The sequence below is a fragment of the Streptomyces cinereospinus genome (genome assembly GCF_042430725.1).
Classification (GTDB): Bacteria; Actinomycetota; Actinomycetes; order Streptomycetales; family Streptomycetaceae; genus Streptomyces; species Streptomyces cinereospinus.
In genome coordinates this window covers 17,068-29,802 of sequence record NZ_JBHMCY010000020.1, presented here as the reverse complement: position 1 = coordinate 29,802, position 12,735 = coordinate 17,068, and the positions used below count along the sequence as shown (strand labels likewise).

General features: G+C 71.5%; 12 protein-coding genes. All 12 read left to right on the top strand.

Annotation, left to right across the window (positions count from 1 at the left end; all coding sequences use genetic code 11):
* Window positions 1-38 precede the first annotated feature (38 nt).
* The 12 genes from ACFF45_RS12985 (at window position 39) to ACFF45_RS12930 (ending at window position 12,706) form a co-directional block, all read left to right on the top strand.
* Window positions 39-581 (top strand): LemA family protein, encoded by a 543-nt coding sequence (locus ACFF45_RS12985; RefSeq protein ID WP_381345858.1) that lies wholly within the window; start codon window positions 39-41, stop codon window positions 579-581.
* Between the two features lie 162 nt (window positions 582-743).
* Window positions 744-1,655, top strand: coding sequence for a pyridoxal 5'-phosphate synthase lyase subunit PdxS (gene pdxS, locus ACFF45_RS12980; RefSeq protein WP_512701186.1), 912 nt, complete (start codon window positions 744-746; stop codon window positions 1,653-1,655).
* A 13-nt stretch (window positions 1,656-1,668) separates the two neighbouring features.
* Window positions 1,669-2,277, top strand: coding sequence for a pyridoxal 5'-phosphate synthase glutaminase subunit PdxT (pdxT, locus tag ACFF45_RS12975; protein ID WP_381345855.1), 609 nt, complete (start codon window positions 1,669-1,671; stop codon window positions 2,275-2,277).
* Between the two features lie 78 nt (window positions 2,278-2,355).
* Complete coding sequence (locus ACFF45_RS12970; RefSeq protein ID WP_381345853.1) at window positions 2,356-3,108, top strand: YebC/PmpR family DNA-binding transcriptional regulator; 753 nt, start codon at window positions 2,356-2,358, stop codon at window positions 3,106-3,108.
* A gap of 135 nt (window positions 3,109-3,243) precedes the next feature.
* Window positions 3,244-3,789 (top strand): crossover junction endodeoxyribonuclease RuvC, encoded by a 546-nt coding sequence (ruvC, locus tag ACFF45_RS12965; protein ID WP_381345851.1) that lies wholly within the window; start codon window positions 3,244-3,246, stop codon window positions 3,787-3,789.
* A complete protein-coding gene (ruvA, locus tag ACFF45_RS12960; protein WP_381345849.1) occupies window positions 3,786-4,391 on the top strand; it encodes a Holliday junction branch migration protein RuvA in 606 nt (201 codons plus the stop codon). Before ruvC ends, ruvA begins: the two co-directional genes overlap by 4 nt.
* A 202-nt stretch (window positions 4,392-4,593) precedes the next feature.
* Window positions 4,594-5,664, top strand: a complete 1,071-nt coding sequence (gene ruvB / locus ACFF45_RS12955) for a Holliday junction branch migration DNA helicase RuvB (protein WP_381345848.1) — start codon at window positions 4,594-4,596, stop codon at window positions 5,662-5,664.
* Window positions 5,665-5,838: 174 nt separating this feature from the next.
* Complete coding sequence (yajC, locus tag ACFF45_RS12950; protein WP_381345846.1) at window positions 5,839-6,321, top strand: preprotein translocase subunit YajC; 483 nt, start codon at window positions 5,839-5,841, stop codon at window positions 6,319-6,321.
* 131 nt (window positions 6,322-6,452) lie between these two features.
* Entirely contained in the window at window positions 6,453-8,231 is a 1,779-nt protein-coding gene (gene secD / locus ACFF45_RS12945) for a protein translocase subunit SecD (RefSeq protein WP_381345844.1), read from the top strand.
* 1 nt (window position 8,232) lies between these two features.
* On the top strand, window positions 8,233-9,348 hold the full coding sequence (gene secF / locus ACFF45_RS12940) for a protein translocase subunit SecF (RefSeq protein WP_381345843.1): 1,116 nt from the start codon (window positions 8,233-8,235) through the stop codon (window positions 9,346-9,348).
* Complete coding sequence (locus ACFF45_RS12935) at window positions 9,345-9,884, top strand: adenine phosphoribosyltransferase (RefSeq protein ID WP_381345842.1); 540 nt, start codon at window positions 9,345-9,347, stop codon at window positions 9,882-9,884. Before secF ends, ACFF45_RS12935 begins: the two co-directional genes overlap by 4 nt.
* A 290-nt stretch (window positions 9,885-10,174) precedes the next feature.
* Window positions 10,175-12,706, top strand: coding sequence for a RelA/SpoT family protein (locus ACFF45_RS12930; protein WP_381345840.1), 2,532 nt, complete (start codon window positions 10,175-10,177; stop codon window positions 12,704-12,706).
* Window positions 12,707-12,735: the final 29 nt, after the last annotated feature.

Here is a 12,735-nt window from a genome sequence, read left to right as displayed (position 1 = left end):
TGCCCGGCCCGCGGGACGCCCCGGTAGCCTTGCCGCCCGTGACCGCAACCCTCATCTGGATCATCGTCGCCCTCGTCGCCGTCGGCCTGTACCTGAGCTGGACGGCGGGCCGGCTGGACCGGCTGCACGCCCGGATCGACGCCACCCGCGCGGCGCTCGACGCCCAGCTGCTGCGGCGCGCGTCCGTCGCGCAGGAACTGGCCACCTCCGGGGTGCTCGACCCGGCCGCCTCGATCGTCCTGTACGAGGCGGCGCACGCCGCCCGGCAGGCCGAGGAGGAGAACCGGGAGGTCGCCGAGAGCGAGCTGAGCCAGGCCCTGCGCGCGGTCCTCGCCGACCCGCAGCAGGTCGAGGCGGTCCGGGGGGCGCCCGGGGGAGAGGCGGCGGCCCGGGAGCTGACCGAGGCGGTCCGCCGGGTGCCGATGGCGCGGCGCTTCCACAACGACGCCGTGGGGGCGGCCCGCCGACTGCGCGAGCACCGCAAGGTGCGCTGGTTCCGGCTGGCCGGCCACGCCCCGTTCCCGATGGCCTTCGAGATGGACGACGAGCCGCCCACGGCCCTGGTGACCCGGGCCGCGTAGGCCGCCCCAGGGGGTCTCCGCGACCGGGCCGGGCTCGCTCGACGGGACACCCCCGGCGGAAAAGGATCCACCGGCTTCCCATTGGCCCTTGCTGTGGCTTGGGCACCTCCCGTTTCCTCGATGTTCGCAGCAACCCTCTTTTTCACTTCAGCGAGGTCACCCGTGTCCAGCACGCTCTCCGAAAACCAGGCCCCCGCCACCGGCACCGCGCGCGTGAAGCGCGGAATGGCCGAGCAGCTCAAGGGCGGCGTGATCATGGACGTCGTCACGCCGGAGCAGGCGAAGATCGCCGAGGACGCCGGCGCCGTCGCCGTCATGGCCCTGGAGCGCGTCCCGGCCGACATCCGCAAGGACGGCGGCGTGGCCCGGATGTCCGACCCGGACATGATCGAGGGCATCATCGAGGCCGTCTCCATCCCGGTCATGGCCAAGTCCCGCATCGGCCACTTCGTCGAGGCCCAGGTCCTGCAGTCGCTCGGCGTCGACTACATCGACGAGTCCGAGGTCCTCACCCCCGCCGACGAGGTCAACCACTCCGACAAGTGGGCCTTCACCACGCCCTTCGTGTGCGGCGCCACCAACCTGGGCGAGGCCCTGCGCCGCATCGCCGAGGGCGCCGCGATGATCCGCTCCAAGGGCGAGGCCGGCACCGGCAACGTCGTCGAGGCCGTGCGCCACCTGCGCCAGATCAAGAACGAGATCGCCCGTCTGCGCGGCTACGACAACCACGAGCTGTACGCCGCCGCCAAGGAGCTGCGCGCCCCGTACGAGCTGGTCAAGGAGGTCGCCGAGCTGGGCAAGCTCCCGGTCGTGCTGTTCTCCGCCGGTGGTGTGGCCACCCCGGCCGACGCCGCGCTGATGCGCCAGCTGGGCGCCGAGGGCGTCTTCGTCGGTTCCGGCATCTTCAAGTCCGGCGACCCGGCCAAGCGCGCCGCCGCCATCGTGAAGGCGACCACCTTCTACGACGACCCGAAGATCATCGCCGACGCGTCCCGCAACCTCGGCGAGGCCATGGTCGGCATCAACTGCGACACCCTGCCCGAGACCGAGCGCTACGCCAACCGCGGCTGGTAAGGCACTGCATCCCATGAGCAACACCCCCGTGATAGGCGTTCTGGCCCTCCAGGGCGACGTGCGGGAGCACCTCATCGCCCTGGCCGCGGCCGACGCCGTGGCCAGGGCGGTGCGGCGCCCCGAAGAGCTCGCCGAGGTCGACGGGCTCGTGATCCCCGGTGGCGAGTCCACCACCATCTCCAAGCTCGCCGTCCTGTTCGGCGTGATGGAACCCCTCCGCGCGCGCGTGCGCGACGGCATGCCCGTCTACGGCACCTGCGCGGGCATGATCATGCTGGCCGACAAGATCCTCGACCCGCGTTCCGGCCAGGAGACGGCCGGCGGCATCGACATGATCGTGCGCCGCAACGCCTTCGGACGGCAGAACGAGTCCTTCGAGGCGGCGGTCGACGTCAAGGGCGTCGCGGGCGGCCCCGTGGAGGGCGTCTTCATCCGCGCCCCCTGGGTGGAGTCCGTGGGCGCCCGGGCCGAGGTGCTCGCCGAGCACGACGGCCACATCGTCGCCGTCCGCCAGGGCGCCGCGCTCGCCACGTCGTTCCACCCGGAGCTGACCGGCGACCACCGCGTGCACGGCCTCTTCGTGGACATGGTGCGCGCCCGGCGGACAGCGGAGTCCTTGTAGGATCTCCGGGGGTCCCCCCAGCCGTTAAAGTCTGGGGGAGTCCGTTGCAGAGATGGGTTACGCGAAGGAGACAGGCAGATGTCCGGCCACTCTAAATGGGCCACGACGAAGCACAAGAAGGCCGTGATCGATGCCAAGCGCGGCAAGCTCTTCGCGAAGCTGATCAAGAACATCGAGGTCGCGGCCCGGATGGGCGGCGTCGACCTCGAAGGCAACCCGACGCTCTACGACGCCGTGCAGAAGGCGAAGAAGCAGTCGGTGCCGAACAAGAACATCGACTCCGCGATCAAGCGCGGTGGCGGTCTCGAGGCCGGCGGCGCCGACTACGAGACGATCATGTACGAGGGCTACGGCCCGAACGGCGTCGCGGTGCTCATCGAGTGCCTCACCGACAACCGCAACCGCGCCGCCTCCGAGGTCCGCGTCGCCATGACCCGCAACGGCGGCTCCATGGCCGACCCGGGCTCGGTGTCGTACCTGTTCCACCGCAAGGGCGTCGTCATCGTCCCCAAGGGCGAGCTGACCGAGGACGACGTCCTGGGCGCCGTCCTGGACGCGGGCGCCGAGGAGGTCAACGACCTCGGTGAGTCCTTCGAGGTGCTCAGCGAGGCCACCGACCTGGTCGCGGTCCGCACGGCCCTGCAGGAGGCCGGCATCGACTACGACTCCGCCGAGGCCAACTTCGTCCCGACCATGCAGGTCGAGCTGGACGAGGAGGGCGCGAAGAAGATCTTCAAGCTGATCGACGCGCTGGAGGACAGCGACGACGTGCAGAACGTCTTCGCCAACTTCGACGTGAGCGACGAGATCATGGAGAAGGTCGACGCGTGACGCCGTCGCGCGTGACGCGTGACGGCGCTGTGGTCTGAGGCGTACTCCACGGGCCGGCGGGACACCCCCGTCGGCCCGTCGCGTTGTCGGCGGCACCCGATAGCCTGCACGAACAGGCCACAGAAGGAGGGGCGGGTGCGCGTACTGGGGGTCGACCCGGGACTGACCCGGTGCGGAGTCGGCGTCGTGGAGGGGGTGCCCGGACGCCCGCTCACCATGCTCGGCGTCGGAGTCGTCCGCACGTCGGCCGACGCGGAGCTGGGACACCGCCTGGTGGCGGTCGAGCAGGGCATCGAGCGGTGGCTGGACGAGCACCGGCCCGAGGTCGTCGCCGTGGAGCGCGTGTTCAGCCAGCACAACGTCCGCACGGTGATGGGCACGGCCCAGGCCAGCGCCGTCGCCATGCTCTGCGCGGCCCGCCGCGGCATCCCCGTCGCGCTGCACACCCCCAGCGAGGTCAAGGCCGCTGTCACCGGCACCGGACGGGCCGACAAGGCGCAGGTCGGCGCCATGGTCACCCGGCTGCTGCGGCTCGCCGCGCCGCCCAGGCCGGCCGACGCCGCCGACGCCCTCGCGCTCGCCATCTGCCACATCTGGCGCGCCCCCGCGCAGAACCGCCTCCAGCAGGCCGTCGCCCTGCACACCGCACAAGCAACCGCATCGAAAGGCCGTACGGCATGATCGCCTTCGTCAGCGGCACGGTCGCCGCACTCGCTCCCGACACCGCGGTGGTCGAGGTCGGCGGCGTCGGCATGGCCGTCCAGTGCACGCCCGACACGCTCTCCGCGCTCCGCGTCGGCCGGCCCGCCAAGCTCGCCACCTCCCTCGTCGTCCGGGAGGACTCCCTCACGCTGTACGGCTTCGCGGACGACGACGAGCGGCAGGTCTTCGAACTGCTCCAGACCGCGAGCGGGGTGGGACCCCGGCTCGCCCAGGCCATGCTCGCCGTGCACCGGCCGGACGCGCTGCGCCGCGCCATCGCGACGGGCGACGAGAAGGCGCTCACGGCCGTCCCCGGCATCGGCAAGAAGGGCGCCCAGAAACTGCTGCTGGAGCTGAAGGACCGCCTGGGCGAGCCGATCGGCGCCCCCGCGGTCGGCGCACCGGTGAGCACCGGCTGGCGCGACCAGTTGCACGCCGCCCTGATCGGCCTGGGGTACGCCACCCGCGAGGCCGACGAGGCGGTCGCCGCGGTGACGCCCCAGGCGGAGGCGGCCGAGGGCACGCCCGAAGTGGGCCGGCTGCTCCGGGCCGCCCTGCAGACGCTCAGCAGAGCACGCTGACCCCCGCCGCCCCCGGCGGGGGTCCGGGCCCGGCCGGAAATCGGCCGGAAACGCACCCCCGCGCGCGGGCCGCCTCCGCCCCCGGCACGACCGCCCCGCCGCGCGACGGCCCCGCGGCCCGCCCCCGCCGTGTCCGCCCGGGCCCCGCCGCAGGCCCCGGCCGGCGCCGGCCCTCCCCGGCACACCCCGCTAGGAGACTTCAGTGAACTGGGACGACACCACCGACACCCCCGCCGCCGAGCGGCTCGTCGGTGCGTCCGCCGACCGCGACGACCAGGCCGTCGAGGCCGCGCTGCGCCCCAAGGACCTCGGTGAGTTCATCGGCCAGGAGAAGGTCCGCGAGCAGCTCGACCTCGTCCTGCGCGCCGCCCGCGCGCGGGGCGCCACCGCCGACCACGTGCTGCTCTCCGGCGCCCCCGGCCTCGGCAAGACCACCCTGTCCATGATCATCGCTGCCGAGATGGGCGCCCCGATCCGCATCACCTCCGGGCCCGCCATCCAGCACGCCGGAGACCTCGCCGCGATCCTGTCCTCCTTGCAGGAGGGCGAGGTCCTCTTCCTCGACGAGATCCACCGGATGTCCCGGCCCGCCGAGGAGATGCTGTACATGGCGATGGAGGACTTCCGCGTCGACGTCATCGTCGGCAAGGGACCCGGCGCCACCGCCATCCCCCTGGAACTGCCCCCGTTCACCCTGGTCGGCGCCACCACCCGGGCCGGCCTGCTGCCGCCGCCGCTGCGCGACCGCTTCGGCTTCACCGCGCACATGGAGTTCTACGAGCCGGCCGAGCTGGAGCGGGTCGTGCACCGCTCGGCGAACCTGCTGGACGTCGAGATCGACACCGACGGCGCCGCCGAGATCGCCGGCCGCTCCCGTGGCACGCCCCGGATCGCCAACCGGCTGCTGCGCCGTGTCCGGGACTACGCGCAGGTCAAGGCCGACGGGATCATCACGCGCGAGATCGCCGCGGCGGCGCTGGAGGTGTACGAGGTCGACGCCCGCGGCCTGGACCGCCTGGACCGCGGCGTGCTCGAAGCGCTGCTGAAGCTGTTCGGCGGCGGACCGGTGGGCCTGTCCACGCTCGCCGTGGCGGTGGGAGAGGAGCGCGAGACCGTTGAGGAGGTCGCCGAGCCGTTCCTGGTCCGGGAGGGCCTGCTCGCCCGTACCCCGCGCGGCCGGGTCGCCACGCCCGCGGCCTGGGCACATCTCGGCCTGACCCCGCCCCGCTCCGGCGCCGCGGGAAACGGACAAGGGAACTTGTTCGGGGCGTGACGGCGGGCAGGACGGCGAGGGCATTGGCCGGACCAGGAACCCGGGTGCCATGCTGAGCGTTGTTCCCTGCGCGCGGACTCGCTTAGACTCCGCCGATGCCGCCTTCTCCGGCGGCTGACACACCCCCAGCCAACAGGCCGCCCACCTGCGCGGTCGTGCGAAGGAAATCGTCCCGTGAATAGCCTCGCGACCCTCCTCCCGTTCATCGTGCTCATCGGGGCCATGATCCTGATGACCCGCTCGGCCAAGAAGAAGCAGCAGGCCGCCGTCGACATGCGGAACCAGATGCAGCCCGGTTCCGGAGTCCGCACCATCGGGGGCATGTACGCAACGGTCAAGGAGGTCAGCGAGGACACGGTCCTCCTCGACGCCGGCCCGGGTGTCGAGCTCCTCTTCGCCAAGAACTCCATCGGCGCGGTGCTCTCGGACGACGAGTACAACCGCATCGTGCACGGCATCGAGCACGACCTGAAGGCCGACGCGGACTCCGTCCCGGACGACGCCTCCTCCCTCGCCGAGACCGACGCGCCCGTCGACGCCGCCCCCTCGGAGGCGAAGTCCGTCGACCTCGGCAAGAAGGACGCGGCCGAGGAGCCCGCCGAGGCGAAGCGGGACGAGGAGCCGAAGAGGACCGACGGCGACGCCGACGCGAAGTAGCCGTGTCCCGGAGTGCGCGGGCCGGGCTCGCGTGCCCTGGACGTGCGCATCCCGCACGGGATCCCGACACCATGTCATGGCCGTCCGCCCGCTGACCCGGAGTGAGGCGGCCCGAGAGGGAGTACGAGAAGGTGGCAGCACCTAAGAAGGGCCGGAGCTCGAGCGCCCAGAGCAAGCCATGGCGCTCGCTGGTCCTGATCCTGATCGCCATCGTGGCGCTCACCGGGGGAATGTTCGCCTCCGGACACACCACTCCGCGTCTCGGCATCGACCTGGCCGGTGGTACGAGCATCACGCTCGGGGCCGTCCCCGAGGACGGCGACGAGGCCGCGATCAACCCGACCAACATGCAGACCGCGGTCGACATCATGGAGCGCCGCGTCAACGGTCTGGGTGTCTCGGAGGCCGAGGTACAGACCCAGGGCGATCGCAACATCATCGTCAACATCCCCAAGGGCACCAACTCGCAGCAGGCCCGGGAACAGGTCGGCACCACCGCCAAGCTCTACTTCCGCCCGGTGCTGGCCACCGAGCCGTCCGGCGGCAGCGCCTCGCCGAGCCCCTCGCCCAGCGCCTCCTCCTCCGGCGGCTCGGACAAGGCCACCGACCAGGAGCAGGCCACCGGCTCGGCGAGCCCCTCGGCGTCGGACTCCGCCGACCGGAGCGCGACCCCCTCGGCCGGTGCCACCACCCAGGGCCGGGCCGTCACGGACGCCCTCAAGGCCGACGCCAGCCCCTCCGCGTCCGGCTCCGGCTCGCCCAGCCCCACCCCGTCGGCGAGCGGCGGCACCACCGGCGACGCCGACAGCGAACTCCAGGCCGCGTACGCGGCGCTCGACTGCAGCAAGCAGTCGGTCCGCGCCACCACCGGTGAGGGCGCCAAGCCCACCGACTCCACCGTGGGCTGCGGCGAGATCCAGGGCGTCTGGTACAAGTACCTGCTCGGCCCGGCCGCGGTCGACGGCACCGAGGTCGACGACGCCCAGGCCGTCTACGACACCCAGAGCGGCGCCGGCTGGAAGGTCCAGATGGACTTCACCTCCGCCGGTGCCGGGAAGTTCGCCGACATCACCGGCACGCTCGCGCAGAACCAGTCCCCGCAGAACCAGTTCGGCATCGTCCTCGACGGCGAGGTCGTCTCCAGCCCCTACGTCAGCCAGTCGATCACCGGCGGCAACGCCGAGATCTCCGGCAGCTTCACGCAGGACGAGGCGCAGGGCCTCGCGAACATGCTGTCGTACGGCGCGCTGCCGCTGACCTTCCGCGAGGACAGCGTCACCACGGTGACCGCGGCGCTCGGCGGCGACCAGCTGGAGGCCGGTCTGATCGCGGGCGCCATCGGTCTGGCCCTGGTCGTGGTCTACCTGCTGGTCTACTACCGCGGCCTGTCGTTCATCGCGATCCTGTCGCTGCTGGTCTCCGCCGCCCTCACCTACGTACTGATGTCGCTGCTCGGCCCGGCCATCGGCTTCGCGCTGAACCTGCCGGCCGTCTGCGGCGCCATCGTCGCCATCGGCATCACGGCGGACTCGTTCATCGTCTACTTCGAACGGGTCCGGGACGAGATCCGCGAGGGCCGTACGCTGCGGCCCGCCGTCGAGCGGGCCTGGCCGCGCGCCCGGCGCACCATCCTGGTCTCCGACTTCGTGTCGTTCCTCGCCGCCGCGGTGCTGTTCATCGTCAGTGTCGGCAAGGTCCAGGGCTTCGCGTTCACGCTCGGCCTCACCACCCTGCTCGACGTCGTGGTCGTCTTCCTCTTCACCAAGCCGCTGCTGACGATCGTGGCCCGCCGGGAGTTCTTCGCCGGCGGCCACCCGTGGTCCGGCCTCGACCCCAAGCGCCTGGGTGCCCGGCCGCCGCTGCGCCGCACCCGCCGCCCCGCCGCCCCCGTCGAAACGAAGGAGGCGTGAGATGTCGAAGCTCGGCAACCTCGGCGCCCGACTGCACCGCGGCGAGGTCAGCTACGACTTCGTCGGCAACCGCAAGATCTGGTACGGCATCTCGATCCTGATCACCATCACGGCCATCGTCGGCCTGGCGGTGCGCGGCCTGAACATGGGCATCGAGTTCCAGGGCGGCGCCGTCTTCACCACCCCGAGGACGTCCGTCTCGGTCACCCAGGCCGAGGAGTTCGCGGAGGAGGCCTCCGGGCACGACGCGATCGTCCAGCAGCTCGGCAACGGCAGCCTGCGCATCCAGATCGCCGGCATCGACACGGGCCAGGCGGACCGGATCAACCAGGCGCTGGCCGAGGACATGAAGGTCGACGCCGAGAAGATCAACGCCGAGCTGGTCGGCCCCAGTTGGGGCGAACAGATCGCCAACAAGGCCTGGCAGGGCCTCGGCATCTTCCTCTTCCTGGTCGTGATCTACCTGGCGATCGCGTTCGAGTGGCGCATGGCCGTCGCCGCGTTCGTCGCCCTGATCCACGACATCACCATCACCGTCGGCATCTACGCCCTGGTGGGCTTCGAGGTCACACCCGGCACGGTGATCGGTCTGCTCACGATCCTCGGTTACTCGCTCTACGACACCGTGGTGGTCTTCGACAGCCTCAAGGAACAGACGAGGGACATCACCAAGCAGACCCGCTGGACCTACGGCGACATCGCCAACCGCTCGATCAACAGCACCCTGGTCCGCTCGATCAACACCACGGTGGTCGCGCTGCTGCCGGTGGCGGGCCTGCTGTTCATCGGTGGCGGTGTGCTGGGCGCCGGCATGCTCAACGACATCTCGCTGTCGCTGTTCGTCGGCCTCGCGGCCGGCGCGTACTCCTCGATCTTCATCGCCACGCCGCTCGTCGCCGACCTCAAGGAGCGCGAGCCGCAGATGAAGGCCCTGCGCAAGCGGGTCCTCGCCAAGCGGGCCCAGAGTGCCGAGCAGGGCGCGACGCCGGCCGTCGAGGACGCCGGCGAGCCGCTCGACGACGGGCCGGAGGACGCCGCTCCGGCGGTCGTCGGCCCGCGCAACCAGCCCGCGTCGCGCACCCGCGGCCGCGGCCGACCTTCGGGGAAGCGCCGATGACCGACATCCAGGAGCTGCTGCTCAGCCGCATCCGTGACGTGGCCGACTACCCGGAGCCGGGAGTGATGTTCAAGGACATCACCCCGCTCCTGGCGGACCCGGCGGCGTTCACCGCGCTGACGGACGAGCTGGCCGGCATCGCGCAGCGCACCGGCGCCACCAAGGTCGTCGGTCTGGAGGCCCGCGGCTTCATCCTCGGCGCCCCGGTCGCCGTCCGCGCGGGCGTCGGCTTCGTCCCCGTCCGCAAGGCGGGCAAGCTCCCGGGAGCGACCCTGCGCCAGGCGTACGACCTGGAGTACGGCTCGGCCGAGATCGAGGTGCACGCCGAGGACCTGACCGGCGGTGACCGTGTGCTGGTCGTCGACGACGTCCTCGCCACCGGCGGCACGGCGGAGGCGTCCCTGGAGCTGATCCGCCGGTCCGGCGCCGAGGTGGCGGGTGTGGCCGTGCTGATGGAGCTGGCCTTCCTCGACGGCCGGACCCGTCTGGCACGGGCGCTGGCCGGGGCCCCGCTGGAGGCCCTGCTCACGGTCTGACGCACGGTGCGGCACACAAGGCGCCCCTCACCTCCGGGGGGCGCCTTCGCGTCGCGCGGACCCGGCCGGACCGGAACGCGCCCGCAGGCCGCGCGAAATCCGCCGGCAAGGCGGGCGCAAGCCGGCCGACACCCGCGGGACCGGCCCGGGGGAATCCACCGCCCGCCCCAGGCGTTGCCCGGACAGACGGCCCCTCACTCCGGCCTGAAGGCGATCCTGGAGCCCAGGATCGCTACCATGGGGTTTCCGGAGCCTGACCGGGGGACCCGGATCGCGCACGAGGAGCCCTCTTGCCAGACGAGGCCCAGCACCTGACCGCCGCCAAGCCCGAGCGCGCCTCGGACGCCGCGGCCCAGCCCGCGCAGCCCACGAGGAACGACTCCCGCGGGTCGGTCGAGCACGCCCAGTCCGCGCCCCTCGCGAACACCGCCGAGCCCTCGCGCCCCAAGCCGGCCCCTCCCGAGCGGCCCGCGCCGACGGCCCCGATCCGCCCGGCCGCGACGCCCCAGGCACCCCGCTCCGGCTCCTCCAACCGCGTCCGCGCCCGTCTGGCCCGCCTCGGCGTCCAGCGCGCCAACCCGTACAACCCGGTCCTGGAGCCCCTGCTCCGGATAGTCCGCAGCAACGACCCCAAGATCGAGACGTCGACGCTGCGCCAGATCGAGAAGGCCTACCAGGTCGCCGAGCGCTGGCACCGCGGCCAGAAGCGCAAGAGCGGCGACCCGTACATCACGCACCCCCTCGCCGTCACCACCATCCTCGCCGAGCTGGGCATGGACCCGGCCACGCTGATGGCCGGCCTGCTGCACGACACCGTCGAGGACACCGAGTACGGCCTGGAGGACCTGCGCCGCGACTTCGGTGACGTGGTCGCCCTGCTCGTCGACGGCGTCACCAAGCTGGACAAGGTCAAGTTCGGCGAGGCCGCGCAGGCCGAGACCGTGCGCAAGATGGTCGTCGCCATGGCCAAGGACCCCCGCGTCCTGGTCATCAAGCTCGCCGACCGCCTGCACAACATGCGCACCATGCGCTATCTCAAGCGTGAGAAGCAGGAGAAGAAGGCGCGCGAGACCCTGGAGATCTACGCGCCGCTCGCCCACCGCCTGGGCATGAACACCATCAAGTGGGAGCTGGAGGACCTCGCCTTCGCGATCCTCTACCCCAAGATGTACGACGAGATCGTCCGCCTGGTCGCCGAGCGCGCCCCCAAGCGCGACGAGTACCTCGCCATAGTGACCGACGAGGTCCAGCAGGACCTGCGCTCCGCCCGCATCAAGGCGACCGTCACCGGCCGCCCGAAGCACTACTACAGCGTCTACCAGAAGATGATCGTCCGCGGCCGCGACTTCGCCGAGATCTACGACCTGGTGGGCATCCGCGTCCTGGTGGACACCGTCCGCGACTGCTACGCGGCCCTCGGCACGGTGCACGCGCGATGGAACCCGGTCCCCGGCCGGTTCAAGGACTACATCGCGATGCCCAAGTTCAACATGTACCAGTCGCTGCACACGACGGTCATCGGCCCCAACGGCAAGCCGGTCGAGTTGCAGATCCGCACCTTCGACATGCACCGCCGCGCCGAGTACGGCATCGCCGCGCACTGGAAGTACAAGCAGGAGGCCGTCGCCGGCGCCTCCAAGGTGCGCACCGACGTGCCCAAGGCGTCCGGCAAGGACAAGGACGCCATCAACGACATGGCGTGGCTGCGCCAGCTCCTCGACTGGCAGAAGGAGACCGAGGACCCCAGCGAGTTCCTGGAGTCACTGCGCTTCGACCTGTCCCGCAACGAGGTCTTCGTCTTCACCCCCAAGGGTGACGTCATAGCGCTCCCCGCGGGTGCCACCCCCGTGGACTTCGCCTACGCCGTCCACACCGAGGTGGGGCACCGCACCATAGGGGCGCGGGTCAACGGCCGGCTCGTCCCGCTCGAATCCACCCTGGACAACGGCGACCTGGTGGAGGTCTTCACCTCCAAGGCGGCCGGCGCGGGCCCGTCCCGCGACTGGCTCGGGTTCGTGAAGTCGCCGCGCGCCCGCAACAAGATCCGGGCGTGGTTCTCCAAGGAGCGCCGCGACGAGGCGATCGAGCAGGGCAAGGACGCCATCGTGCGCGCCATGCGCAAGCAGAACCTGCCGATCCAGCGCATCCTGACCGGCGACTCCCTTGTCACGCTCGCCCACGAGATGCGCTACTCGGACATCTCCGCCCTCTACGCGGCGATCGGCGAGGGCCATGTCTCGGCACAGAACATCGTGCAGAAGCTGGTCCAGGGCTTCGGCGGGGAGGAGGCGGCCACCGAGGAGATCGACGAGAGCGTCCCGCCGGCGCGCGGCCGCGGCCGCAAACGCCGCTCCAGCGCCGACCCGGGCGTGGTCGTCAAGGGCGTGGAGGACGTCTGGGTCAAGCTGGCCCGCTGCTGTACGCCCGTCCCCGGCGACCCGATCATCGGCTTCGTCACGCGCGGTAGTGGCGTATCGGTTCACCGCAGCGACTGCGTGAACGTGGAGTCACTGTCCCGGGAACCCGAGCGGATCCTCGACGTCGAGTGGGCACCCACCCAGTCCTCGGTCTTCCTGGTCGCCATCCAGGTCGAGGCGCTGGACCGCTCCCGGCTGCTGTCGGACGTCACGCGCGTGCTGTCCGACCAGCACGTCAACATCCTCTCCGCGGCCGTCCAGACCTCCCGCGACCGCGTCGCCATCTCCCGCTTCACCTTCGAGATGGGCGACCCCAAACACCTGGGCCACGTCCTGAAGGCCGTCCGCGGCGTCGAGGGCGTCTACGACGTGTACCGGGTGACGTCGGCGCGCAGCCGGTCGTAGCACTCCGCACCAGGCACACGCACCGGCAC

Excerpts from the sequence above, each read along its gene's own strand:
- pdxT (WP_381345855.1), top strand. The coding sequence starts at position 1,669 with ATGAGCAACACCCCCGTGATAGGCGTTCTGGCCCTCCAGGGCGACGTG.
- ACFF45_RS12970 (WP_381345853.1), top strand. The coding sequence starts at position 2,356 with ATGTCCGGCCACTCTAAATGGGCCACGACGAAGCACAAGAAGGCCGTG.
- ruvA (WP_381345849.1), top strand. The coding sequence starts at position 3,786 with ATGATCGCCTTCGTCAGCGGCACGGTCGCCGCACTCGCTCCCGACACC.
- secF (WP_381345843.1), top strand. The coding sequence starts at position 8,233 with ATGTCGAAGCTCGGCAACCTCGGCGCCCGACTGCACCGCGGCGAGGTC.
- ACFF45_RS12935 (WP_381345842.1), top strand. The coding sequence starts at position 9,345 with ATGACCGACATCCAGGAGCTGCTGCTCAGCCGCATCCGTGACGTGGCC.